Raw genomic sequence first — 23,665 nt, 5'->3', positions numbered from 1 at the left:
ACGCATTTCCTATCCTTAACTGCTTATTAACTATGCTTTTTCCACAAAGGTCGGATCCATTTTTTTGATCCCGACCCCCGGAAAGGCCACCGAAATCATGTTGCTTTTTACCTCAACCACAGTGCCAATGCCAAATTTTTTATGCTTAACCTTATCGGTCAGTCCAAAATTATTTTCTGAGGGGCTGTTGTTCAGGTTAACGGCATTGGCATTATTTCTGCGGATCGCCACCTTCGACTGGGTCACCCGTTCGGAAAAGGTCTTATTTTTCTTCATTTCAATGTCAATCTCCGGCTTGCGCTCGTAACGCTGTTTATTCTCCACACACACCGCATCCGGCATTTCTTTTAAAAACCGGGACGGGGTTTGCAATTGACGGCGACCATAGAGGGTTCTTTCGGCGGCCCAGGAAATATAGAGCCGTTTCATGGCCCGGGTAATACCCACATAACAGATGCGCCGTTCTTCTTCAATATCCTCCGGGGAATCCATCGCTCGACCATGGGGAAAAATCCCCTCTTCGAGGCCGGGGATAAAGACAATCGGAAATTCCAGACCCTTGGCGTTATGCAAAGTCATCAGCAACACCTTGCCCTGATCGCCATCGTATTTATCGGTTTCTGACGATAAGGCCACCGTTTCCAGATAGGCGCTGAGGCTTTGGTCATCACTGTTTTTCTCAAAGTCGGTGGCTGAGGAGACCAGTTCCTGAAGATTTTCCAGTCGACTTTCACCCTTATCCATTTTTCCGGTTTCCAGCATTTCCAGATAACCGGTTTTTTCAATCACTGCTGCGATCAGCTCACTTAAGCTGGCCGTCTCCTGGATCGCTGCCAGTTCTTTCATCAGTTCACTGAAGGCCCGAACCTTATTTTTGACACTGGGGCTCAGCTCTGGAATTTCTTCAACGTGATGGAAGGCCTGCATCAGGCTGAAGCTTTTAAAATTGGCATATTCGGCAATCTTTTCAATGGTTGCCGAACCGATCCCCCGCTTCGGCACATTGACAATCCGCATAAAGCCCATATTGTCTTTGGGATTGCTAAGGACATTTAAATAAGCAATAATGTCCTTGATTTCGGTTCGGGAGTAGAATCCGGTTCCGCCGATTAGCTGATAGGGTAGACCGGCCCGCATCAGGGCTTCTTCAAACAGCCGGGACTGGGCATTGGTTCGATAAAGGATGGCAAAATCGCCATAGATACCCTGGCCTTTATTGATCGTGTCATTAATCTCATCCACAATAAACCGGGCTTCATCATAACCCTGGTTAAAAGAGGCAATCATAATTTTTTCATCGCCGTCATTATTGGTCCACAGCGCCTTTTCCTTGCGACCGGTGTTTCTGGCGATGACACTGTTGGCACAATCCAGGATGGTTTGGGTGGAGCGGTAGTTTTCTTCCAGTTTAACTACCCGGGCACTGGCATAGTCTTTTTCAAAGTCCAGAATATTATTGATATCTGCGCCCCGCCAGCCATAAATACTCTGGTCATCATCGCCGCAGACGCAAATATTTTTATATTTGGCGGCCAGCATATTGACCAACTCGTATTGGCTGTGATTGGTATCCTGATATTCATCAACCATGATGTATTTAAAGCGATTCTGGTATTGTTCCAGAATTTCGGGAAAGCCTTTAAATAATACCAGGGTATTGTAGATCAGATCATCAAAGTCCATCGCATTGTTGGCTTTGAGGCTTTCCTGGTAGCGTTTATAATAAACAGCAACCTTTTCTTTTCTGAAATCTCCAGAATTTTCTTTCAAATAGGCGTCAGGACTGACAAAATTATTCTTGGCAGTGGAGATTTCACCACTTAAAAACTGATTGGTAAAATATTTGTCGTTGAGACCCAATTCTTTAATCAGGCTCTTGTACAATCGTTTCTGATCGTCCATATCATAAATAACAAAATTATCATCATAACCCAGCCATTGGGCATGACTTCGCATGATCCGGGCACACATGGCATGGAAGGTCGACATCCAGATCCGTTTACTGTCCTCTATATTCATTTTGGCAATCCGTTCCCGCATTTCACCGGCGGCTTTATTGGTAAAGGTGATCGCCAGAATCTGCGACGGCCATGCCTGTCCGGTTTCAATAATGTGGGCAATGCGATGGATAATGGTTCGTGTTTTTCCCGATCCGGCCCCAGCCAGTATTAATAGCGGCCCATCGATGGTTTCTGCTGCTTCTCTCTGTCGAGCGTTTAACCCGTCTAATAAACTCATGTATTCTCCTAAATATTTATTTCACCGGTAGGTAAGAAAGCTCTGCTGCCTTGGTTGGGCCTTAACAAGTTTTCCAATTACCGCATTTGTTTCCTTATTAAAATTTCTTTTCCCCATAATAAATGCTGGTAAGGACCTTATCCATTTGTTCAGCATCCATCTTCACGGGATTCCGCTGAGTGGAGCCCAGCAGTGAATTTTTCAATAACTCCTCGTAGTGAGCTTTAAAGTGTTCTTCCGGGATTCCCGCGGCCTGAAACGAATCAGGGATACCAAAGCTTTGATTTAGCGCTTTGATTTCGTCAATGATGTTTTTGCCGATTAACCGGGATAACTTCTCCAGATCCTCAGCTGCCTGGCGATCCCGCTGATTATATTCCAACACAAAGGGCAGGGCAATGGCATTGAGGAGCCCGTGACTGGTTCCAAAACGGCCCCCAAAGGCATGGGCAATCCCATGATCCATTCCCAATCCGGCATTCTGAAAAGCAAACCCGGCCAGACAGGAAAAATTATGGACATGCTGGCGGCTTTCGATGTCCCCATTTTCAAAAGACGGACGCAGGTGCCCAAGCAGCCCCTCCACCGCCCCTCTGGCCATGATTTTGGTAAAGTCATCGGCATTCTTATTAATATAGGCTTCCAGACCATGGGTCAGGGCATCCATCCCGGATTCCACCATCACACTGTTCGGCATTGACAGTGCCAGCTCCCCATCCAGAATCGCCAGATCGGGAATAAAGGCCTTGGTCTTTAGCCCGATTTTGATATTCTCTTCCGGGAAGGTAATCACCGCTGCCCGGGTGACTTCCGAGGCCGTCCCCGAGGTCGTGGGGATGGCGACCAGTTTAATCCGCTCCCGTTTTTCCGGTGCCTGGCCATTTTTGATTGCCTCAATCGTTAATCCCGGGTATTCGCACATCAGCGTCATCACCTTGGCCGCATCCATAACCGATCCGCCACCAATGGCAATGACCACATCCGGATCGAAATCTTTCATCTTAATCAAGCCAGCTTCCACATCAGAAACACTGGGATTGGCTCCGATCCCGCTGAGGATATCATAAGCCTTAGCGCTCTCTTTTAAAAGGCCTTCGGCCCGTTTGATTGTTCCATTTCTGAACAAGGCAGACTTTCCGGTTACTAAAAAGAACCGCTGTCCATCGATCTTTTTTATGGCATCCAGTGTTCCTGGCCCGGTGATAATCTCATCGCCGCAAAATTTTAAACTGCTCATTTTTTCTCTACCCCCTTATCAAAATTCAAAATAATCCTGGTTCCTTTTTTTTCTTCACTTTCGATTATCATGCCAGCATGGTGCTCGTCCACAATCCAATTGGCAATCGATAGCCCCAGACCGGTGCCCCCCTCCGTTCGGGAACGGGCTTTGTCGACCCGATAAAACCGTTGGGTTACTTTGCTGATCTCGTCTTTGGGAATCCCGATCCCCTGATCAATAACTTCCACCGCAACGCCCTGGAGGGTCTGCTTTCCGATGATCCGAATAATGGTATTTTCACCGCTGTATTTGATGGCATTATCCAACAAAATCACCAGCAACTGGGTAATCTGTTTTTCATCCCCGGTGATAATCAGATCATCCTCCAGCTTATTGATCAAAGCAATTCCCTTTTTCCCGGCTATGGGCGCCATTTTTTCGCAAACCACCTTGATTGCATAAGTTAAATCCACCGGCTCCTGCTGTACCACCATGTCCCCGGAATCGGCCCGGGCCAGAAACATCAAATCTTCAACGATGTGCTGCATCCACTGGATTTCATCATAGGCGTTATTGATCCAGGTCAGCTGGCTTTCCACACTTTCATCGGTGCTGGCCTTAACCACTTCCAGATTTGTCTGAATCACCGCAATTGGGGTCCGCAGCTCATGGGAAGCATCCGCTAAAAATTCCTGCTGTCGTTCAACACTCTTTTTTATCGGAATCAGGGATCGGCCAGACAAAAAATAACCACCTAAAAAGGATAGTGATGCCCCAATCAGGATTGTAAATCCCACCATTTCCTGAGCATTTCCCAATAGCGACCGTTCCGAGGCCATATTTTTCATCGCTTGGACAATTTTTAATTCGCCATTTTTATTGACTACCGCATAGGTGCAAATTTTATAGTCTTTGTCACCCTGTTTATAATTGCTGATCAGATATTTTTCTTTGTTACCAGCAAAATAATGTTTCGATATCTCCACCAGTTTGGCCTCTTCAAGCGGCAGCGAATAGGACTGATCCAGAACGCCAAACTGTTGGTCAAAAATTACATAAGCGATATTATTCTGGACGAGACTGCGGGTATATTCAAAATAACCCTGCTTTTCTTCCTCGGTAACTGCTTCTCCTGCTTCCTGCCGTTCCAGATATTCAATTTCATTGGCCAGTTGGGAACAATATATTTTAAGATTGTTATTGACATTTGTCTCCACATCCATACTCAAAACGACATACAGAAAAATGGAAATAAATAATAGGAGTCCGATCAGGACTCCTGTATTCATCAGGGTAAGGTTGATCCGAAGCTTGTTAAGACTTAACATTCTCCTTCTCCTTTAAAACATAACCCAAGCCCCGAATGGTTTTGATATAAGCCTTAGAGTTATCCAGCTTTTTTCGCAGATAGTGGACATAAATCTCCACACTGTTTTCCATCGCCATGCTCTCAATTCCCCAGATTCGGTCCAGAATCTGCTCTTTGGAGATGGTCATGCCGGGATTTCGGATAAACATTTCCAGTAATTGGGCTTCCTTGGCAGTGAGTCGGTTTAAGACTTCATCGACATACAGTTCCCCGGAATTAATGTTCAGCGAAATATTTGAAAAGTGGATCACATTGTCCTGATAAACCTCCCAGGGTCGTCGGCCCAAAGCCCTTACCCGGGCAATTAACTCTTCCGTAACGAAGGGTTTAACCAGGTAATCATCGGCGCCCATATTCAGTCCATTCACCTTATCCTTGGTATCGTCTTTAGCGGTCAATAAAAGAATCGGAACATTTTTGCCCGCCTCCCGGATCGAACGCAAAATTTCCAGACCGGTCATTCCCGGCAGCATAATATCCAGAATAATCACATCATAGACATCGTTCTCGCTGAGCAGCTTCCCTTCAATCCCATCATTGACAACATCAACCAGGATTTTGTTTTTCTCAAATATCTTTCCTAATGCCGCCGCCAGAGGTTTTTCATCCTCAACTAAAAGAACTCGCATGATTTTTCTCCTTATAGATTGCTCTCGTTCTTCTTCTCCGGAAACACCTCTTTTAACAGTTCGTCCATCGGCAAAATATCCCCAGCTAACTGGGGTTCTTCAATAACCCGGCGACATTCCAGGAAAATCCGTACGGCCCCCTCATAGTTCTCCAGAAAATTATCCGCTTGCAGGATCTCCCGATCCATCAGATGGTAGATAAACAATCCCATAAAATAAACCTTATCCGGCTCGATATTTTTAAGATTTGCGTATTTAAAAAAGGCTGACAGGGCATTATCATCCTTATCCAGAATTTCTCCAGCGATTCGCACCCACTCTTGAGACAATGTCTCGGTAACAGCCTCCTTGAAGGCCACCCAAAGGATTGCCCGGGCCACTGAATCTTCAACAATATTGAGTGAACTTTGAACAGCTTCCGCCCCCCGGTTAAAGGCTTCGATGATTTTGGGAGCATAGGTAATCTGGCCCAGGGTATAATTTTTTCTCAGACCGGCATCCGTATCAATAAGCTTATTGAGTAGAATATCATCCTTTTTCAGCTCGTTTTGAATGACATACCACTCATCATAGATGCAGTAGGGAAGAAATCCAAAATCATTGAAAATATGGTTGATAATCCGCTGCACTTGCAGATACTTCTCCCGTTTGCGCTGTACTTCTTTCTGTTTTTTAAGAAAGGTCTCCATCTGATAATAGAGGTTATGGCGTTCAAAAAAACGTTCCATCTGGGTGATGGTTTCCGGTTCGTCGCTGTAAAAGATCAGTTCATCCAGTTCACGCTGTTCTTCCCCGAGACTGCGGCCGTTGTTCATAATCAGTTGCAAATATTGCTTATTTTCATAAGTCACCCGGTTACAGGGATGATAGAGGGGATTGGGGAAGGTTTCCGTGTAAATGAAAAACACCTGCCGGCTACGTCGGAAATAAATAATATAACCCTTGGTGGTGAAAAACCCCCAGCCTTTGTCACTTGGTTTATTGCCGTGTTTGATATTAAAGCCTTCGGCATACAGACAGTTCTTCAACAGATAGGTGACAATCTTTTCGTTATTGTCGATCCCCATATTTCGCAGGTTCTGTCGATAGTAAGCCCATAGCAACTCAATGGCGGTACCTTTAGGATCAAACAGCGCTTCCATCGAGAACATTTTTTGACTTTTTAGATTTTTGACGATACACAAAAGCAAACAATCCAAATGGATTGCCTCAATGAATTCGCCGGGTTTTATTTTTTCCAGATCCTCCACAACCCGGTCATTAAAATACTCCAGACTGTCTTTTTTCAGCTTATCCTGAAGCTTACTGGTCTTCTGGTTAAAACGATCAATGGCGTTAGCCACGGAAAACAATACACTTTCGGAAACAAGGGTCAAAACAACCTTTTTCTTCCGATCCCAGGGGTAGAAAACATTTTTGAGAATCACTTCATTGATAATTTCCGAAGATTGCACCTGATAATCCACCAATAAATCACTGGGGATCGAAATATAGATCAACTTGGGGTTGTCAAGCGTATCAATGATCAAACCCCGACGGCTTAAAAAGACATTCGCTTTAATCAGTTCTTCCTCAACACCGCAATTGACTTCCACTTCTTCTAAAAATTGCTCGTTCTGAATCATGTAGGCAATAAAATTTCGGGTGGTGTCCAAACCCTGCTCTTTTAAATTGGCTTCAAAGCCATAAAGCAACAATATGTGGACGATCCGGACAATGTCCCGTTGCCGATCAACGCCCCGGCTTTCTTTGGCTCGAATAAAAGTTTGATTGAGGGGCGAGTCTAATTGATAATAGTCTGGTGCCACCGAAAAGAGTGCTTCAACTGCCAGTAAGATCAGCAGATCTGCCTCGACCGAAACCAATCCATTTTTTTGAACATCCTTGTTTTTTTTAAGGTTGTTCATCATCCATTGATACATGTCATCCAGTTTTTCAATGCCCTTTTTCAAAACATTATTGCAATCACTACAAAGGCCTTCATACTTTATGTTTAACTTTTCATTTTCTATCTTATAACTTCTATCAAAAAAACCGATTGTTTTCCCACACTTATTACACGGCGTTTTCATTTTCTACAATCCTTCCCTGTCGTCCTGCTATCTTTTCTCTATATTCACAAATTTCACTTGTTTTTTAACAAGCTTCACCCATTATACGAATATCACTGAATATAGTTTACCATAAAACCGTGGTTTTTACTCAAAAAAAATAAAAGAGCAAGCTAATTTAAGATTGCTCTTTTATCGATTTAATTTGACTGTTTAAACCATTTCGATTGATTCAATGGTTCCGCCTCCAAGACAGATATTATCCTGGTATAAAACCACAACCTGTCCCGGGGTTACCGCTTTTTGAGGTTGATCAAATTTAACGTAGATCCGATCCGGAGCTACCCGAACCATTACGTCCTGGTCAGCCTGGCGATAGCGGAATTTAGCCGTGCATTTAAACTCTTTGGCAGGCGGATAGCCCCCCACCCAATTCATTTCGGTAGCTTCCAGCGACTTTGAATACAGGGCCGTATGGCTTTCTCCCTGGACGACCACCAATTCGTTCCGCTCCAGATCTTTACTGACTACAAACCATGGTTCACCACTTCCTTCGCCGCCAATTCCCAGACCTTTTCGTTGACCCAGGGTATAATACATAAGCCCCTGATGCGTCCCCTTCACATTGCCAGCCAGATCCACGATTTGGCCTGGCTGAGCGGGCAGGTACTGACTAAGAAACTGGGTGAAATTGCGTTCACCAATAAAGCAGATGCCGGTGGAATCTTTTTTTCTGGCCGTAGCCAGATTATTTTTTTCGGCGATATGCCGTACTTCTTCTTTTGAAAGATGTCCAATCGGAAACATCACATCAGCCAGCTCTTTTTGTCCCAGTTGGCAAAGAAAGTAGGTTTGATCCTTGTTATGATCAAAAGCTCTTTTTAACCGGTACTGTTCATTGACAAAATCAATTTGCGAATAGTGACCGGTGGCCAGGTAATCACCGCCAACAACCTTCAGCGCATAATCCAAAAAGCGTTTGAATTTTATTTCTCGGTTACAGAGAACATCCGGATTGGGCGTTCTCCCTTTTTTATACTCTTCCAGAAAATAAGAAAAAACAGAGTCGTAATATTCTTTGGCAAAATTCACTGTATAGTAGGGAATGTCAATGGCATCACACACCCGTCGCACATCATCATAATCTTCTGTGGCCGTACATACTCCCGATTCATCCTGTTCTTCCCAATTTTTCATGAAGACCCCGATGACCTCGTAACCACGTTCTTTTAACAATAATGCTGCAACCGATGAATCAACCCCGCCTGACATGCCCACAACGATTTTCATTTATGTTTTCCCCCTCCGTTTTTTCTACCGAATTCACGCTTTATTCTACTGGATTATTTCTTTTGCCATTTTTTTGGCTAATTCATTTAAATCTGCGACATCCTGTTCGTCTGGGGTGCCCTTAATCATCAAGATTTCATCAAGGGTATCCACCTTGGCATGCTCAATAAATTCATTAAAGCTTTTATCGGCACCACCGCTCCAGCTGTAATCGGCAAAAAAACCGACTTTGTGATTATCAACTCTAATTTCGCCCAATTTATAAAGCAGATTGGCCATTTTGGGGAAAATCTGTCCGTAATAAGATGGGGCACCTAAAAACAGACCTTTATATTTCCAGATATCCGAAACGATAAAAGAAATATCGGTTTTAGCCACATCATAGAGCTTCACCTCTTTGACCCCTTCATTCTTTAAGGCAATCGCTAAAGTCTCTGCCGCCTTCTGGGTACAGCCATACATCGAACCATAGGCGATGACAACCCCAGGATCAGTTTCTTTGGCGCTCATTTTTATGTACATATCCAAAATATGTTTAGGATTATCCCGCCAGATCAATCCATGTGAAGGACAGATCGTGTTGATTTCAATGCCACCCAGCTTATTGAGTGCTTTTAAGGCCTGTCCAGCCACCTTGCCCACAATACAGGCATAGTAACGACGGGTTGGCTCTTCAAACGCGTCCAGATCATTTTCTCCGTCAAAAATACTGCCGACTGGCGCCTTAAAGCTACCAAAGACATCCATGGAAAAGAGCACCTTATCCGTGACATCGTAAGTAACCATCGATTCCGGCCAATGAACCATCGGTGTCATGAAAAACTGAAGGGTGTGTTTTCCCAGACAAAGGGTATCACCTTCACCAACCTCGTGAAGGTTTTTCGTTATTTTATAAAAATTGTTCATAATCGGGAAGGTTTTTTTATTCCCAACGATGACCATCTCCGGATACTCAGCCAACAGATCAGTAATCCCACTGGAATGATCCGGCTCCATATGATTAACAATCAGGTAATCTACCTTTTTATCGCCAATCAGGGATTTGATTTTTTTTATGTATTCATCAGCTTTGATGGTTTTTACCGTATCGATAATGGCGACTTTTTCATCGTTGATCACGAAAGCATTATAGGAAACCCCTTCCTGATCAATTGGCCAAAGCCCCTCGAAAAGTGTTGTTTGATAATCATTCACACCGACCCAAAAAATATCGTCTTTAATTTTTACTGCATTCATTTTATTCCCCACTTTCCTGATGTTCTCTCGAAATTAAATATAACCTTAAATAGAAAATATTTCAAGAGAAAAAAACAGATAAACCGGAATGGATCTAGAGAATAAGCCAAAATTAAGCTTGGCCGATATGAATGAACACGTGGCAAAAAATAAAAAAGAGATGCATGCACACCTCTTTTTCAAGAAAATTAAGAAAGGAAATTAAAACGTTTTCACACCATGGATTTATTATAACCGATTACATTTTAAAAATCCAGTGCTTTTTTAATTTTTTTATGCATTATTTTAATTTTTTTTTCATTTACTGCCTTCGTTGCTTAACAAAAACTTAGAAAAATTTTTATCCTCCATTCTCATTACAGTTTTTTTGAAGCTGTGCTATAATGAATTCGATCAAGCATTTATCTGAAGTGAAAGGAGCTGGTTAAATGACTGAAACACGAGATTCCGTCTCTTCAACTGATTCACAATGGACCGAAAAAGAAATCAAAGAAGAGTTACGTCGTTTATTTCTGGGGGGCGATGACTGGAGTAAGGAAGCTTGCATGGGATACTTTTTAAAAACCTGCCAACGCACCAATCTGGACATCAAAACGACCCAAACCCTGGCGATCACCCTTTATCATCTGTTCGATGAATTGACCGTCAGCGATGCAAAAAAATTCTATTACAACGAATGTCACGCCATTTTATCCGGGCGCAATCATATTTAATTAGTACATTGTTTAAAGGGCTTTCTCCTGCTTACAGAGAAAGCCCTTTTTTGATACTGTTAATAACAAGTCCAACATGAACCATATTCGAACAACTTTGAGGTTTTTCAAGCTTTTTTGCCATATTTAAATATTTTAACACGTTTTACCTACATACTGGAATACGCCGAATATATATCAAATACTGGCAACATAATGGCAGCCAGAATGAACAGCACCAATCCTCCGAACACCAGCAGAATAAGCGGCTCCAATGATGTATGAAGGAGCTGAATTCGTGATCGAACCTCATCCGCATAAATGCGGTTCAAGGTATCCAGCACTTCCGGCAAAGACCCAGATGCTTCCCCGGTGGCCACCAATTGGCAAAAAAGTCTGGGGAAAACATCGCTTTCGGCCATTCCCTGGCTCAAACTTACGCCATTCGTTACCTTATTGCGCAGTTGACTCAGCTCTGTTTTAATGTATCGATTATCCGCTACACCTTCCAATCGTGATAATGCTACCAGCAAATCAATTCCACTTTCCAGAAACATACCCAGGATTGTCGCCATCCGGGCCAGACAGACTTTATGATTCAGGACTCCCACAAGCGGTATTCTTATCTTCAAACGATCCCTAAGCTTTGCCACCGTATCAATTTCGCAAAAGAACGCAAAACCGCCTGCCAGCCCCATCAGACTTAATAGAATGATTGGCCACCGGATACTTAAACTGTGACTCAGTCCCATCAGAAACCGGGTTGGACCTGGCAGTTCGGCATTCATTACTGTAAACATATCCGCAAAGGTTGGCAGTACCATGGTGATCAGAAAGATCAGCACCAATACAAATACCATACTCAGAACCATTGGATAGAAAAGCGTCTGTTGGAGCTGACGCCTATTTTTTTCTTCCGTGTCGTAATGCTCTGCCATTTTTAACAGGATCTCATTAAGATGTCCACTCGTTTCTCCTGCTTCCACCATAAAAATAAATAACGACGGAAATGACTTGGGAAAGGCGACCATCGCCCGGGAGAGGTTTTCTCCTGATTGAATGCGTTGGTGGACTCCAAAAATGTCCCGAGAAAAGCCGGGATTGGGAGTCTCACCACCAATGAGTTCCAAACATGTCAAAATTGGAATTCCGGCATTTAACATGATATGAAACTGTCGGCAGAAACGGCTAAAGTCACTGCCGGTTACTGAGCGAACCCGAATATTGAACTCTTTATTAAATAACTCGTCCCATTTCTTTTTTTCTCTGATTTCCAGTACAATCAGATTTTGAGCCTGAAGAACCTGGGCTGCCTCCCGCCGGTTTGAACCGGTTACCGTTCCACTGACGTCCGCACCCTGCCTATCCTTTGCTTTATAAAAATACCATTTTTCCATCGCTCCACCCTAACGATGCCACGCATTTTCGAATGATAAAATCTCCAACCCCTGGTTGATGGATGTATTTCCCAACAGGAGATGGCGCTTTAAGGATTCTTCAATGGGCTGAAGCCCTTCTTCAATGGCTACTTTACGAATTGTATCATAGTCCGCTCCTTGACCAATTACTTCCCGGATTCTTCTGGTGATTTTCAACACTTCCTGTACCGCGATGCGCCCCTGATACCCAGACCCATGACAAAGTGAACAGCCCACTGGATAGAAAAGCGCAACATCCTGATTCCCAATGCCCAACAGCTTTTTTTCTGCTTCACCTGCCAGCGCTTTTTTCCGGCAGTTTGGACATAGGCGCTTGATCAATTTTTGGGAAATTACCCCTCGGAGCGCTGCCGACAACAGGTAAAGGGGGATCTTCATATCCATCAACCGATTGATGGACGCAATGGCGTTATTTGTATGGATAGTCGATAATACCAGATGTCCGGTAATCGCCGCCCGGATAGCCGTTTCTGCGGTGTCTTCATCACGAATTTCGCCGACCATAATCACATTGGGATCCTGTCTCAGAATCGCCCGCAGGCCATTGGCAAAGTTCAGGCCGATTTTTTCGTTCACCTGAATCTGGTTGATATCGTCCATCTGGAACTCCACCGGGTCTTCGATGGTAATAATATTCTGTGTTCGGGGATCCATCCCATTTAGCAGACTGTACAGTGTGGTTGACTTTCCGCTTCCGGTGGGTCCACAAACCAGAATCATGCCATGGGGGGCTTCCAATAATTCCTTTAATAAACGTTTTTGTTCACTGGAAAAACCCAGATCATCAACTGAAACAAGAAAATTCTTTTGATCCAGCAGCCGCAGAACAATTTTCTCCCCGTGAATGGTCGGAATAATCGATAGCCGCACATCGATTTGCCGATGTTCATATGTGGTAGTGAAAGCACCATCCTGAGGCTGACGTTGCTCGGCAATATCGCAACCAGCCATTATTTTCAGCCGGGTAATTACACCCTTCCAGGTTTCTTTGCTAAGTAGCCCAACCGGTATTAAGACGCCGTCAATTCGAAAACGCACCTGAATTTTCTGAGGAAAGACTTCCATATGAATATCACTGGCACCTCGGGAAACACCTTCATCGATCAGATCATTAACTAAGGTGACGACAGTGGGTTCCGGGGCCGTTTCTTTATTTCCCCCCGCATTCATTAAATCCATGTTGTCCCGATAAACATGCGTTTGATGATAGTATTTGCCAATCAAACCCAGGATGCAATCCCGGGTGGCGACTAATAGTTTGAGCCGTTTATCAGCGATTCGTTTCACCTGGCGCAGGATTTCCTCATCGGTAGGATCGGCCATCAGCACCGTCAACTGATCTTCATCCTCCTGATTCAGAGGAAAAACCAAATATTTTTTAGCCTGTTCTTTTGAAAAGAATTTTATTGCCCGAAGCTCCAATCGATCTTTTTGTGGATTATATAACTCAAATCCCCATTCATTGTGAAAAATAGTCACTAAACGCTCCTGGGCAACTATCCGATCCTTAATCAATATATCTAAAACTGAATTCCCGGATCGCTCTGCTTCATCAATTCGTTCAGCTATGTTTTTTCGGGTAATTATCTGGTTTCTGAGAAGCATTTCCAAAACCAATTTATTTTCCTTCATTTCGCCTCCTCATGTCAGAGCTTATTCGTTCATCTCAATACTTGCAGTATAGCTGATTTGCCCATAAATATCCATACAAATCAACCATAGCCGGAATTTTTACCGTTGTTTCACTAAATTGATAGCACCTGCACCGCTTATTGTTCCTGATTTAACCTTATATTGCAAATCACTGGCCGATTCTATATAATGAGAGACAATGCATCGCTGCAAACATATTAATCTTAGGAGTCCCACTATGAACATCGTAATCGCCGGAGCTGGCAAAGTTGGTGAAGTTCTGTGCCGTGATCTGGCCAGTGAAAACCATAATATTATGTTGATTGAGCCAAATGAATCCCGGCTGGATCAGTTTATTAATCTCTATGATATCAGCGGTATTCACGGTAATGGCGCCATGTTTGATATTCAAACCGAAGCCGGCGTTGATACCTGTGACGTTTTTATCGCAGTCACCCGAAACGACGAAACCAACCTCATCGCTGCCATTACCGCCCGAAAACTGGGCGCAAAATTCACCGTGGCCCGGGTTCGTGACCCGGAGTATTCCAAACAAATGAGCTTTCTGCGGGAAAGTCTGGGGATCACTCTGATTATCAACCCGGAACTGGAAGCCGCCCAGGAAATTGCCCGGACCCTGATTTTCCCCTCGGCCCTTCAAGTCGAGTCTTTTGTGCACGGCCGGGTTAATATGATTGAGGTGGTCCTGCAAAAAAACACCGCCCCGGTTGATGTCAAACTCAAAGACCACAAAGGCCGCTTTGGTGATGTGGTCATTTGTATCGTCATCCGCGATGACCGGGTGATGATCCCCGACGGCGAAACGATTCTGCGGGCTGGCGACCATGTGATGGTGACCGGCAGTCCGGGCGAAGTCCGCAGCTTCAGCAAGCTCTGCCAGCCTGATCTCGATAAGATTAACTCTGCGGTCATCATCGGTGGCGGCAAGCTGACCGACTATTTATTAGCCCGGTTGGTCAAAATGCGCATGAAGCTAAAAGTGATCGAAATTGACACCGAAAATGCTGATCGGCTCGCCATCAAATACCCCCAAACCGAAATTATTTTTGGCGACGGTACCAAGCAGTCTTTTTTAAATGAAGAGCATTTTTCAGACTATGATGCCGTCATTCCTCTAACCGGAGTCGATGAAGAAAATATTCTGATTGCCATTTACGCTTACCGCAGCGGGGTCAAAAAAACCATTACCAAGGTTAATCGAACTGATTTGCTAAAGATTCTCGACAACGTTGGATTGCAGTCGATTATCACCCCCCAGCGACTGATCGCCAACCACATTATTCGCTTTATCCGATCAATTGAGAACTCCCAGGGTTCCAATGTCAGCGCCTTCTATCGGCTGCTGGACGGCCGGGTCGAAGTTTTGCAGTTTAAAGTCAAGGGCAACTGTTGTGAGGTGAATATTCCTCTGATTGATCTCAAAACAAAACCAGGGCTTCTGATCGCCTGTATCGTCCGTGATGGCAAGATCATCTATCCCCATGGTGCCATTCAGATTTTACCGGAAGATGATGTGATTGTTGTCACCACCAAGCACAAGAATTTTCAGGATATCGACGATATTTTTGAGAAGAACCGAGGCCAATAATGAATCATAAAATGGTCAGTTATATCCTCGGACGAATATTGTTTATTACCGGAGTCCTGATGGTCCCATCTCTGGTCGTGGCACTGATTTACCGGGAAGGCTGGCAGGGCTTATGGCCTTTCCTTCTGAGCATCGGGATTACTTGTGCCATCGGCCTGTTGATTAGCCTGAAAAAGCCGACCCGATCGGATTTTTTTGCCCGTGAAGGCTTTGTGGCCGTGGCGCTGTCGTGGCTGGCTTTGTCATTTTTCGGAAGCCTGCCTTTTATCTTGAGCGGGGCCATCCCCAATCCCATTGATGCCTTTTTTGAAACGGCCAGTGGTTTTTCAACCACCGGGGCCAGCATCTTAACCGATGTTGAAGCCCTGCCCCACTCACTGCTGTGGTGGCGCAGCTTTACCCATCTGATTGGCGGAATGGGCGTCCTGGTCCTGGCTCTGGCAGTCATGCCCAAAATTGAATCCGGTGATGTCTTTATCATGCGGGCCGAGGTTCCCGGTCCCACCTTTGGGAAAGTTCGAACCAAGCTGCGCAGTTCGGCCCGGATCCTCTATATCATCTATTTGTGCATGACTGCGCTCCTGGTTCTCTTGCTAGCCCTGGGTGGGATGCCGATTTTCGACAGCTTTCTCCATGCTTTCGGAGCAGCCGGAACCGGCGGTTTTGGCATTAAATCCAACTCGATTGCCTATTATAACAGTGCGTATATCGATTACCTGCTGGCTGTCAGTATGATTCTTTTTGGGGTCAATTTTAATCTTTATTATGCCCTGTTTTTTATGCACACAAAAAATATTTTTAAAAACGAAGAACTGCGCTGGTATCTTGGTTTTATTGCCGCAGGTGTGATCTTGATCTGTATCAATGTCAGTCCCCTTTATAGCTCGAATGGCCTGCTGTTGCGGGATGTCTTTTTTACGGTTTCATCAATCATTACCACCACCGGTTACGCTACCGCCAATTTTGATACCTGGCCGGTATTTTCTCATATCATTCTCATCTTTCTGATGTTTGTGGGCGGGATGGCCGGTTCCACCGCCGGTGGGATTAAGGTCAGCCGGATTGCTATTTACATTAAAACGACGATCCAGGAAATCCGGGTTAATGTCAGCCCCAACCGGCGACTGCCAATTCTCTTTGAGGGTAAACCGATCAGTGCCCTGCTCAGCCGCCAGACCAGTGTTTATCTGATCACCTATGCCTTTATGTTTGTGTTTTTTCTGATGATAACCGCCTTATCATCCCCCAACTTTATTACTGCCTTCAGCGCCGTTGCAGCCACCTTTAACAATATTGGACCCGGCCTTGACATGGTTGGCCCGATGGGAAACTACTCGGGCTTTAATAATTTGACAAAACTTACCCTGAGTCTGGCCATGATCATGGGGCGGTTGGAATTATTCCCGCTTCTGGTGCTGTTCAGTCCCCGCACCTGGCGCCGCGGATAATTTGTTAAATTCTGTAAAAAATCCCTGAAACCATAGACATGGTTTCAGGGATTTTTGCAGATTTATTTACATATCAAATTTTTTATGGATATGGACCATTGCTTCTTTGCCGCGTTCTTTATCAATCAGACAGGAAATCTTAATTTCCGAGGTGCTGATGGTCTGGATGTTGATGCCCAGTTCAAACAGCGCTTCAAAAAACTTGGAGGCAATTTCGGCATTGGCGACGATGCCGGTGCCGATTACTGAAAGTTTGGCAACGCCCTGATCGTATTCAACTTTTTGGGCATTGACCTCAAAGGCAAATTTCTGGGCTACCGAAACGGCTTCCTGAAGCTCATCCACATCGATGGTAAAGGAAATATCGTTAACCGATGTCCGGTTGACATTCTGTACAATCATATCCACATGAATATTAGCTTTTGCCAGGGCTGAAAACAGTCTAAAGGCAATCCCCGGTTGATCCGGCACTTCAAAGATTGAGATTTTTGCGATATTTTCATCAAGAGATACCCCTCGAACTAATACTTTTTCCATAATAACTTCCTCCTTAATAATGGTTCCTTCGTTGTGATTATAGCTTGATCGTACCACCAGCGGCACCTTGAACTTTTCGGCCATTTCGACCGACCGGGGATGCAATACCTTGGCCCCGGTACTGGCCATTTCCAACACCTCTTCATAGGAGATTTCATCAATTTTCGAGGCCTCTTCAACGATCCGGGGATCGGCAGTATAGACCCCATCAACATCGGTATAGATTTCACACAGCTCGGCTTTTAATGCCGCTGCCACCGCCACCGCCGAAGTGTCGGAACCGCCACGGCCCAGGGTGGTAATATCCTTGTTTTCGTTGATCCCCTGAAAACCGGCGACGATGACAATCTTACCGGCGGCCAGTTCCTTTTCAATCCGATGGGTGTGAATATCATTAATCCGGGCCCGTTTGTGAACATTGGATGTCACGATTCCGCACTGAGCACCGGTTAAGCTGACCACATCGTGGCCCGTCGCCTGAATCGCCATCGCCAGCAGCGATATCGAAACCTGCTCACCGGTAGCCAGCAGCATATCCATTTCCCGGCTGGGGGGATGATCATTGATTTTTTTTGCCAATTCGATCAGGTCATCAGTGGTATCGCCCATGGCTGAGACCACCACCACTACCTTTTTTCCTTTTTCCTTGGTCTCAATAATCCGACTTGCTACGCGCTTTATTCTTTCAACATTGGCGACACTGGAGCCACCATATTTCTGTACGATTAGATCTTGCATTTACCTCAGTCACTCTTTCCTTATTCATAGATCCGGGCATAAAAACATTCAGGCACCGTTTCTTTTAATTTTTCTGCCATTTTATTAAAATCATTGGCGGCAATGGCGTTTGTCACCACATAGACCTGATTATCATTAACAATGACGGTTTTTCGGGCGGCCACCGTTTCCACGGCAGTCAGCACCTGATCAAGCATTTCTTTGTCAGCCAGATTTGCTCGTAAATAATATTTACCTTTAAAAATGTCAGTACCCATTTTATTGAGATGGCGGTTAAGCCGCAGCGGTTTGGGCAAATTCTGTTCCCCGACAATATTGAGGATATAGAGGACATCGCCAACAACGGCATTGGCAGTCGCGTCTTTCCCGGCACCTTTGCCATAAAACTGCAGCTCGCCGATGATATCCCCGGTAATCGAGATGATATTAAACTCACTGTTGACGTTACTCATAATCGAAGCTTCCTTAAACAGCACCGGCTCCACGGTGGTATAGACATTTTTTTCATCCAAAATGGAGTGTCCCAGATACTTGACCACGTAACCCATCGATCCGATCATCTCGATATCAGCAGCCCGAATATCGGTGATCCCCCGCTTATATACATCTTCATCGCGAATGATGCTTTCATAGGCCATCGATGAGAGAATCGAGAGCTTCCGGGAGACATCGTACCCTTCCACATCGGCCGTCGGATCCGCTTCAGCAAAACCAATCGACTGGGCGAGGGCCAGGGTATCGCCAAAATCGGCTCCTTCTTCGGTCATTTTGGACAAAATAAAGTTGGTGGTTCCGTTTAGAATCCCTTTGATTTCGGTCACCCGATTGATTTTCATTTCTTCTTTTAAACTGCCGATGATCGGAATCCCGCCGCCAACAGACGCCTCGTAACGCAGGACCACGCCATTTTCTTCGGCTAACGTCAACAATTCCTGAAAGTACTCGGAGATGACAGCCTTATTGGCGGTCACGACATGTTTTCCCGCCCGGAGACATTCCTTGATCATTTCATATTCAAAGTCCATGCCACCCATCAGGGCAATCACCAGACCAATACTTTCGTCTTCCAGGATTTCACTGGGGTGGGTCACAATTTTTCCGACGGTATCGCCCAAATCTTTGGATGCATCCCGTTCCAGCACCTTGGTAATGACCGGACTTGACCTGCGTGACTCCACATCGGTAAAATTACCAGCAAACTTGCCTTTATTTAAATTGATGAGTTCATAGACACCAGAACCAATGGTCCCAAAGCCTAAAAGTGCGATATTCAATAAAATTCACCTCGTATATGTATTTATTCTAAAAACACTTGTTTTTTCAGTGAAAACATTCTATCATATAGCTAGGGGTTATTCAATACCCTCCCGGGAATAAATTTTTCCGATTTTTCTCGGCACACCATATTTTTTTGGAGGAATTACATGAAAAAAGGCTATAACAGCACGCGATCCAAAGACATCAACGTTACTGCATCCCAGGGCATCCTGCAAGGATTGGCTCCGGATGGTGGACTCTTTGTCCCCAACTTTATTGATCAGATTAATTTAGACCCAACCCAATTTATCGGAAAAAACTATGGCGAGATGGCTAAGGCGATCTTCTGCGCTTTTCTTGATGATTTCAGCGCCAAACAAATTGATGATTCGATTCAGGGCGCTTATTATTCCGGTAAATTTGAAGAAAAGGAACCGGTTGCTCTAAAAAAAGTCAACGACCGTTATTTTCTGGAACTCTTTCACGGGCCCACCTGTGCCTTTAAAGATATGGCTCTGACTATTTTACCATATCTGATGGTAGAGTCCATGAAAAACGTCAATAACCAACAGAAAATTATGATCTTAACCGCCACCTCCGGTGATACCGGCAAGGCCGCCTTAGAGGGTTTTGCCAACGTCCCGGACATCAGCATCATCGTCTTTTACCCCAAGGATGGGGTCAGCACCGTTCAGGAGAAACAAATGCTGACTCAAATCGGAGATAACACCTGTGTGGTCGGTGTCGACGGCAATTTTGACGATACCCAAAATGGTGTTAAGCTGATTTTAAATGATCCTCAACTGGCGGCTGAACTGGCTAATGCCAATGTGATCTTTTCCTCAGCTAATTCGATTAATATCGGCCGGCTGCTGCCTCAGGTGGTTTATTATTTTTACAGCTATTATGAACTGCTTAAGCGGGGTGAAATCCAGCCGAATGAAAAAATAAATTTTGTCGTCCCGACTGGGAATTTCGGCAACATTCTGGCCGGTTACTATGCTGCGCTGCTGGGCTTACCGATTAACAAGCTGATCTGCGCCTCCAATGCCAACAAGGTTTTAACGGATTTCTTTAAAACTGGCAGTTATGACCGCAATCGGGATTTTTATAAAACCTCGTCACCATCCATGGACATTCTGATTTCCAGCAATCTGGAGCGGCTACTTTACGATGTCTCCGGCGCCGATCCCGATGCTGTCAGTGATTTGATGGCCCAGCTTAAAAATCAGGGTGCTTATCAGACTTCACAAACCCTGATGGAAAAAACCGGTCTTTTCTATGCCGGTACTGCCAACGAGACTGAAACCGCCCAGGCCATCAAAGCCATTTTTGACGACAGTCATTATCTGATGGATCCCCACACCGCCGTTGCCAATAAGGTCTATGACGACTATCTCAATGAAACCGGAGATACCACCAAAACGGTGATTGTCTCTACCGCCAGCCCCTACAAGTTCGGCCGTTCGGTTTATGAAAGCATCTTCGGTGACTGTGACTGCAACGATTATGAGCTGTTAAATATTCTGGCACAAAAAACCGGCACCACCATTCCCAAGCCATTAAAGGATCTCGACAAAAAAGCCAATCAGCATCAGGGTCAATGCGATAAAACCGACATGTCCCAGGCCGTTCTTGATTTTTTAAATGATCAGGTGGACAAAAATGATTAAGGTTCAGGTACCGGGAACCAGTGCCAACCTCGGCCCGGGGTTTGATGCCTTCGGTCTGGCGCTGTCGATTTATAATACCTTTAGTTTTGAAGAAAAAAATGACGGCAAGCTGACAATCCGAGGGGTGGAGCGGAAGTACCAAAGCGATACCAACCTGGTTTACCGTTCGATGCAGAAGGTCTTTAAAAAAGTGGGCTACCGTCCCCGTGGTCTTTATATCCATACTGCTGTCGATATCCCCATCAGCCGGGGTCTAGGCAGTTCGGCCACCTGCATCGTCGGGGGACTTTTTGGCGCCAATGCCCTGATTGGATCACCCTTATCCACAGAGGAACTGCTTGATATGGCGGTAGAACTGGAAGGCCATCCCGACAATGTCGCCCCGGCCATCTTCGGCGGCCTGGTGGTATCAATGAACGATCACGGCAAAAACATCTATATCAAGAGCTCAGTACATCCCAGTTATGAGTTTTATGCCCTGGTGCCGGACTTTCCCTTGTCGACATCCGATGCCCGCCAGGTTTTGCCGAAAAAAATCAGCTTTGCCGATGCCACCCATAATCTGCCCCGGGCCACCATGACCTATCTGGCTTTAACCAATGGGTCAGCTGATATTTTAAAGCTGTGTATGAAGGATCGCCTGCACCAGCCCTATCGTAAAAAACTGATTGCCCACTACGATGTGATTACCAAAAAAGCCCGGGAAATGGGCTGCCTCAACACCTGTATCAGTGGGGCCGGGCCCACCATTCTGGCGATTAATTCAGTCGATAACCCCAGCTTTCAGCAGGACATTGTTGGTTATTTAGCGGAAAAAGCACCAGGCTGGCAGATTATTCCCCTGGCGCCTGATCATACTGGTGTCCAGATTTTGGGAGGTTAAGCCGATGATTAAAGATTATCTGATTGTTAATAAAAAAATACTGCCCGATTATTATTCCAAGGTGGTGGAAGCCCGGATCCTAATGGAGTCCTCCCAGTGCAAATCGGTCAGTGATGCGGTCAAAAAGGTCGGCATCAGCCGCAGCACCTATTATAAGTATAAAGACTATATTTTTACCCCTTCGGAAAACTATGGCCGGAAGTTCACCCTGTCGTTTAAGTTGGATGACCAGCCCGGAATCCTTTCCAATATTTTAAATATTCTTCGGGATCATAAGACCAGCATTATCACCATTCATCAGGATATCCCCATTAACCAGGCCGCCATTGTGATTGTGACTCTGGACGGCAAAGATCTGATCTTGACTATCGATGAATTGATGGCCATACTGGAAGCCCTGGATGGCGTTCACGGTGTTCATCTGATTGCGATGGAATAAATAAAAGCCCCATTCTGAAAAATCAGAATGGGGCTTTTTGACAACACAAAACGTGTTTCCACTTTAATAAAGCTCAATCGTATTTGATAAACTGTCCTCACTGGAAAACCAGTAATAAGATCCCAACACATCATCCATCAGATCTTCAGCAACGCCGATGGTATTGGCGTCGGTTATGGCATAATGAAAATACTTTTCTCCGGTATTCAGGGCTACTTCCAGATCGTCAACAAAGCGGTTTTCCTCGCTTTTTTTGTTGAGGTCATAGAGCTTATTTTCTTTGACAAAATAATTGGCTGCCGTAGCGGTAAACTCCGGGTAGGCAATCAAGGTCTGATCGGGATGATGCGATTTAAGCAATTCCGCCGTGGTGACACAGAAATAGTCATAGAAGATGCTCTTTTCCGGCTCAGCGTTATCAGCAATGTTAAACTCCCCCCAGGTGGCATCCAGGTAATAATACTCCCCATCAACCCGCACCAGGTTCCAGGCATGGGCCCCCTGGCCAATGGCCTCACCGGCCACATAGGAGCACTCAATCCCAGTTCGCTTTAACAGATATTGTATCGCTTTGGAATAACCCGCACAGACTGAGCCCTTTTTCCCGAAGACGCTGTAGATGTTTTGATCATCCTCAAGGTCTTCCTGATAGATGGTGTTTTTGATTACATATTCATAGGCATATTTGACTTTGTCATAGTCGCTCATGCCGCTTTTTATACCCCTGCTGTATTCCTGAAAAGCCGCTTCAATTTCGGTCTGCCGTCTTTCTTTCTCGGCTTCATCGTAGGGATATTCAACCATCACCTTGCTGACCTTCTGATTGCCCTCATCAAAATAATAGGAAAACTCCCCGGCCCAAAATATTTCCGGATAGTCATAATCGATGGCCGCCAGAACCCGCTCGATTTCTTCAGTATCGACTCCACTGACTTTCACCTCGGTATCAAAATCGGTGAGCATACCAACCACTCTGGCATAGGCCTGTTTTTCATTATCCTCCAGAAAGGCATAGCCATCAAAGGCCTGCTGCTGACTGGCGGCGATTTCTTCATTCTGCTGAGCTTGACTATCCTCAAAAAATGACTGGATATCCATGCCGCCAACCAGATCTTCCAAAGCCAGATAGGCCCCGGCTGCTACCAGTAAAATAATCAGCATTGAAATAATGATGACTGCAACTACTTTTCTTCCGTTATGATTGCTCATGCCTGTTGCCCCCTTGTGTGATCTCTTTTCTTTATTACCCTTTATTTTAAACATCTGCATTTATTATCCCGAGATTT

General features: G+C 45.0%; 18 protein-coding genes. 6 read left to right on the top strand and 12 right to left on the bottom strand.

Features of this window, described 5'->3' with window-relative positions:
- Nucleotides 1–30 precede the first annotated feature (30 nt).
- The 7 genes from pcrA to BI182_RS16490 all read right to left on the bottom strand — a co-directional run bounded on the left by pcrA (nt 31) and on the right by BI182_RS16490 (nt 10,032).
- Complete coding sequence (pcrA, locus tag BI182_RS16520; protein ID WP_070371558.1) at nt 31–2,238, bottom strand: DNA helicase PcrA; 2,208 nt, start codon at nt 2,236–2,238, stop codon at nt 31–33.
- Nucleotides 2,239–2,335: 97 nt separating this feature from the next.
- The gene (locus tag BI182_RS16515) at nt 2,336–3,475 is read right to left on the bottom strand and encodes an iron-containing alcohol dehydrogenase (protein WP_286809482.1); all 1,140 of its coding nucleotides are present in this window, start codon (nt 3,473–3,475) and stop codon (nt 2,336–2,338) included.
- Nucleotides 3,472–4,785, bottom strand: coding sequence for a sensor histidine kinase (locus BI182_RS16510; RefSeq protein ID WP_070371560.1), 1,314 nt, complete (start codon nt 4,783–4,785; stop codon nt 3,472–3,474). The genes BI182_RS16515 and BI182_RS16510 overlap by 4 nt, the downstream gene beginning before the upstream one ends.
- Complete coding sequence (locus BI182_RS16505; protein ID WP_070371561.1) at nt 4,772–5,455, bottom strand: response regulator transcription factor; 684 nt, start codon at nt 5,453–5,455, stop codon at nt 4,772–4,774. The genes BI182_RS16510 and BI182_RS16505 overlap by 14 nt, the downstream gene beginning before the upstream one ends.
- Before the next feature lie 11 nt (nt 5,456–5,466).
- Nucleotides 5,467–7,527 (bottom strand): hypothetical protein, encoded by a 2,061-nt coding sequence (locus BI182_RS16500; RefSeq protein WP_286809467.1) that lies wholly within the window; start codon nt 7,525–7,527, stop codon nt 5,467–5,469.
- Nucleotides 7,528–7,719: 192 nt separating this feature from the next.
- Nucleotides 7,720–8,796 (bottom strand): tRNA 2-thiouridine(34) synthase MnmA, encoded by a 1,077-nt coding sequence (gene mnmA / locus BI182_RS16495; RefSeq protein WP_070371563.1) that lies wholly within the window; start codon nt 8,794–8,796, stop codon nt 7,720–7,722.
- Between the two features lie 45 nt (nt 8,797–8,841).
- Nucleotides 8,842–10,032 carry an FprA family A-type flavoprotein gene (locus tag BI182_RS16490; RefSeq protein ID WP_070371564.1) on the bottom strand — a complete coding sequence of 397 codons (1,191 nt, stop codon included), beginning with the start codon at nt 10,030–10,032 and terminating at the stop codon, nt 8,842–8,844.
- 428 nt (nt 10,033–10,460) lie between these two features.
- Here BI182_RS16490 and BI182_RS16485 point away from each other — a divergent pair, with 428 nt between their 5' ends.
- A complete protein-coding gene (locus tag BI182_RS16485) occupies nt 10,461–10,745 on the top strand; it encodes a hypothetical protein (RefSeq protein WP_070371565.1) in 285 nt (94 codons plus the stop codon).
- A 149-nt stretch (nt 10,746–10,894) separates the two neighbouring features.
- Here BI182_RS16485 and BI182_RS16480 read toward each other — a convergent pair whose 3' ends face one another.
- On the bottom strand, nt 10,895–12,121 hold the full coding sequence (locus BI182_RS16480; protein ID WP_286809456.1) for a type II secretion system F family protein: 1,227 nt from the start codon (nt 12,119–12,121) through the stop codon (nt 10,895–10,897).
- Between the two features lie 9 nt (nt 12,122–12,130).
- Nucleotides 12,131–13,795 (bottom strand): GspE/PulE family protein, encoded by a 1,665-nt coding sequence (locus BI182_RS16475; RefSeq protein WP_286809452.1) that lies wholly within the window; start codon nt 13,793–13,795, stop codon nt 12,131–12,133.
- 238 nt (nt 13,796–14,033) lie between these two features.
- On the opposite strand from BI182_RS16475, the gene trkA reads away from it, so the two are divergent.
- Nucleotides 14,034–15,404 carry a Trk system potassium transporter TrkA gene (gene trkA, locus BI182_RS16470; RefSeq protein WP_187389185.1) on the top strand — a complete coding sequence of 457 codons (1,371 nt, stop codon included), beginning with the start codon at nt 14,034–14,036 and terminating at the stop codon, nt 15,402–15,404.
- Nucleotides 15,404–16,852, top strand: coding sequence for a TrkH family potassium uptake protein (locus BI182_RS16465; RefSeq protein ID WP_286809445.1), 1,449 nt, complete (start codon nt 15,404–15,406; stop codon nt 16,850–16,852). Before trkA ends, BI182_RS16465 begins: the two co-directional genes overlap by 1 nt.
- Nucleotides 16,853–16,918: 66 nt before the next feature.
- Here BI182_RS16465 and BI182_RS16460 read toward each other — a convergent pair whose 3' ends face one another.
- Both BI182_RS16460 and BI182_RS16455 read right to left on the bottom strand, forming a co-directional pair.
- Nucleotides 16,919–18,127: an aspartate kinase gene (locus BI182_RS16460; RefSeq protein WP_286809444.1), complete on the bottom strand. Its 1,209-nt coding sequence runs from the start codon at nt 18,125–18,127 to the stop codon at nt 16,919–16,921.
- A 20-nt stretch (nt 18,128–18,147) separates the two neighbouring features.
- Nucleotides 18,148–19,401 carry a homoserine dehydrogenase gene (locus BI182_RS16455; RefSeq protein ID WP_148636941.1) on the bottom strand — a complete coding sequence of 418 codons (1,254 nt, stop codon included), beginning with the start codon at nt 19,399–19,401 and terminating at the stop codon, nt 18,148–18,150.
- 150 nt (nt 19,402–19,551) lie between these two features.
- Here BI182_RS16455 and thrC point away from each other — a divergent pair, with 150 nt between their 5' ends.
- From thrC to BI182_RS16440, 3 genes are read left to right on the top strand one after another with little or no spacing between them, the layout of a single operon-like run.
- A complete protein-coding gene (gene thrC / locus BI182_RS16450) occupies nt 19,552–21,057 on the top strand; it encodes a threonine synthase (protein ID WP_148636940.1) in 1,506 nt (501 codons plus the stop codon).
- Nucleotides 21,050–21,940: a homoserine kinase gene (gene thrB, locus BI182_RS16445; RefSeq protein ID WP_286809437.1), complete on the top strand. Its 891-nt coding sequence runs from the start codon at nt 21,050–21,052 to the stop codon at nt 21,938–21,940. Before thrC ends, thrB begins: the two co-directional genes overlap by 8 nt.
- A gap of 4 nt (nt 21,941–21,944) precedes the next feature.
- Nucleotides 21,945–22,379 carry an ACT domain-containing protein gene (locus BI182_RS16440; RefSeq protein ID WP_286809432.1) on the top strand — a complete coding sequence of 145 codons (435 nt, stop codon included), beginning with the start codon at nt 21,945–21,947 and terminating at the stop codon, nt 22,377–22,379.
- Nucleotides 22,380–22,442: 63 nt separating this feature from the next.
- On the opposite strand, the gene BI182_RS16435 is transcribed toward BI182_RS16440, so the two are convergent.
- A complete protein-coding gene (locus BI182_RS16435; RefSeq protein WP_286809428.1) occupies nt 22,443–23,588 on the bottom strand; it encodes a transglutaminase domain-containing protein in 1,146 nt (381 codons plus the stop codon).
- Between the last annotated feature and the right edge of the window lie 77 nt (nt 23,589–23,665).

It is taken from the genome of Acetobacterium sp. MES1 (assembly GCF_002237635.1).
Taxonomy (GTDB): domain Bacteria; phylum Bacillota; class Clostridia; order Eubacteriales; family Eubacteriaceae; genus Acetobacterium; species Acetobacterium wieringae.
The sequence above is the reverse complement of the archived record's forward strand: the minus strand, read 5'-3'. Positions and strand labels throughout refer to the sequence as shown.

Excerpts from the sequence above, each read along its gene's own strand:
- pcrA (WP_070371558.1), bottom strand. The coding sequence starts at position 2,238 with ATGAGTTTATTAGACGGGTTAAACGCTCGACAGAGAGAAGCAGCAGAA.
- BI182_RS16515 (WP_286809482.1), bottom strand. The coding sequence starts at position 3,475 with ATGAGCAGTTTAAAATTTTGCGGCGATGAGATTATCACCGGGCCAGGA.
- BI182_RS16510 (WP_070371560.1), bottom strand. The coding sequence starts at position 4,785 with ATGTTAAGTCTTAACAAGCTTCGGATCAACCTTACCCTGATGAATACA.
- BI182_RS16505 (WP_070371561.1), bottom strand. The coding sequence starts at position 5,455 with ATGCGAGTTCTTTTAGTTGAGGATGAAAAACCTCTGGCGGCGGCATTA.
- BI182_RS16500 (WP_286809467.1), bottom strand. The coding sequence starts at position 7,527 with ATGAAAACGCCGTGTAATAAGTGTGGGAAAACAATCGGTTTTTTTGAT.
- mnmA (WP_070371563.1), bottom strand. The coding sequence starts at position 8,796 with ATGAAAATCGTTGTGGGCATGTCAGGCGGGGTTGATTCATCGGTTGCA.
- BI182_RS16490 (WP_070371564.1), bottom strand. The coding sequence starts at position 10,032 with ATGAATGCAGTAAAAATTAAAGACGATATTTTTTGGGTCGGTGTGAAT.
- BI182_RS16485 (WP_070371565.1), top strand. The coding sequence starts at position 10,461 with ATGACTGAAACACGAGATTCCGTCTCTTCAACTGATTCACAATGGACC.
- BI182_RS16480 (WP_286809456.1), bottom strand. The coding sequence starts at position 12,121 with ATGGAAAAATGGTATTTTTATAAAGCAAAGGATAGGCAGGGTGCGGAC.
- BI182_RS16475 (WP_286809452.1), bottom strand. The coding sequence starts at position 13,795 with ATGAAGGAAAATAAATTGGTTTTGGAAATGCTTCTCAGAAACCAGATA.
- trkA (WP_187389185.1), top strand. The coding sequence starts at position 14,034 with ATGAACATCGTAATCGCCGGAGCTGGCAAAGTTGGTGAAGTTCTGTGC.
- BI182_RS16465 (WP_286809445.1), top strand. The coding sequence starts at position 15,404 with ATGAATCATAAAATGGTCAGTTATATCCTCGGACGAATATTGTTTATT.
- BI182_RS16460 (WP_286809444.1), bottom strand. The coding sequence starts at position 18,127 with ATGCAAGATCTAATCGTACAGAAATATGGTGGCTCCAGTGTCGCCAAT.
- thrC (WP_148636940.1), top strand. The coding sequence starts at position 19,552 with ATGAAAAAAGGCTATAACAGCACGCGATCCAAAGACATCAACGTTACT.
- thrB (WP_286809437.1), top strand. The coding sequence starts at position 21,050 with ATGATTAAGGTTCAGGTACCGGGAACCAGTGCCAACCTCGGCCCGGGG.
- BI182_RS16440 (WP_286809432.1), top strand. The coding sequence starts at position 21,945 with ATGATTAAAGATTATCTGATTGTTAATAAAAAAATACTGCCCGATTAT.
- BI182_RS16435 (WP_286809428.1), bottom strand. The coding sequence starts at position 23,588 with ATGAGCAATCATAACGGAAGAAAAGTAGTTGCAGTCATCATTATTTCA.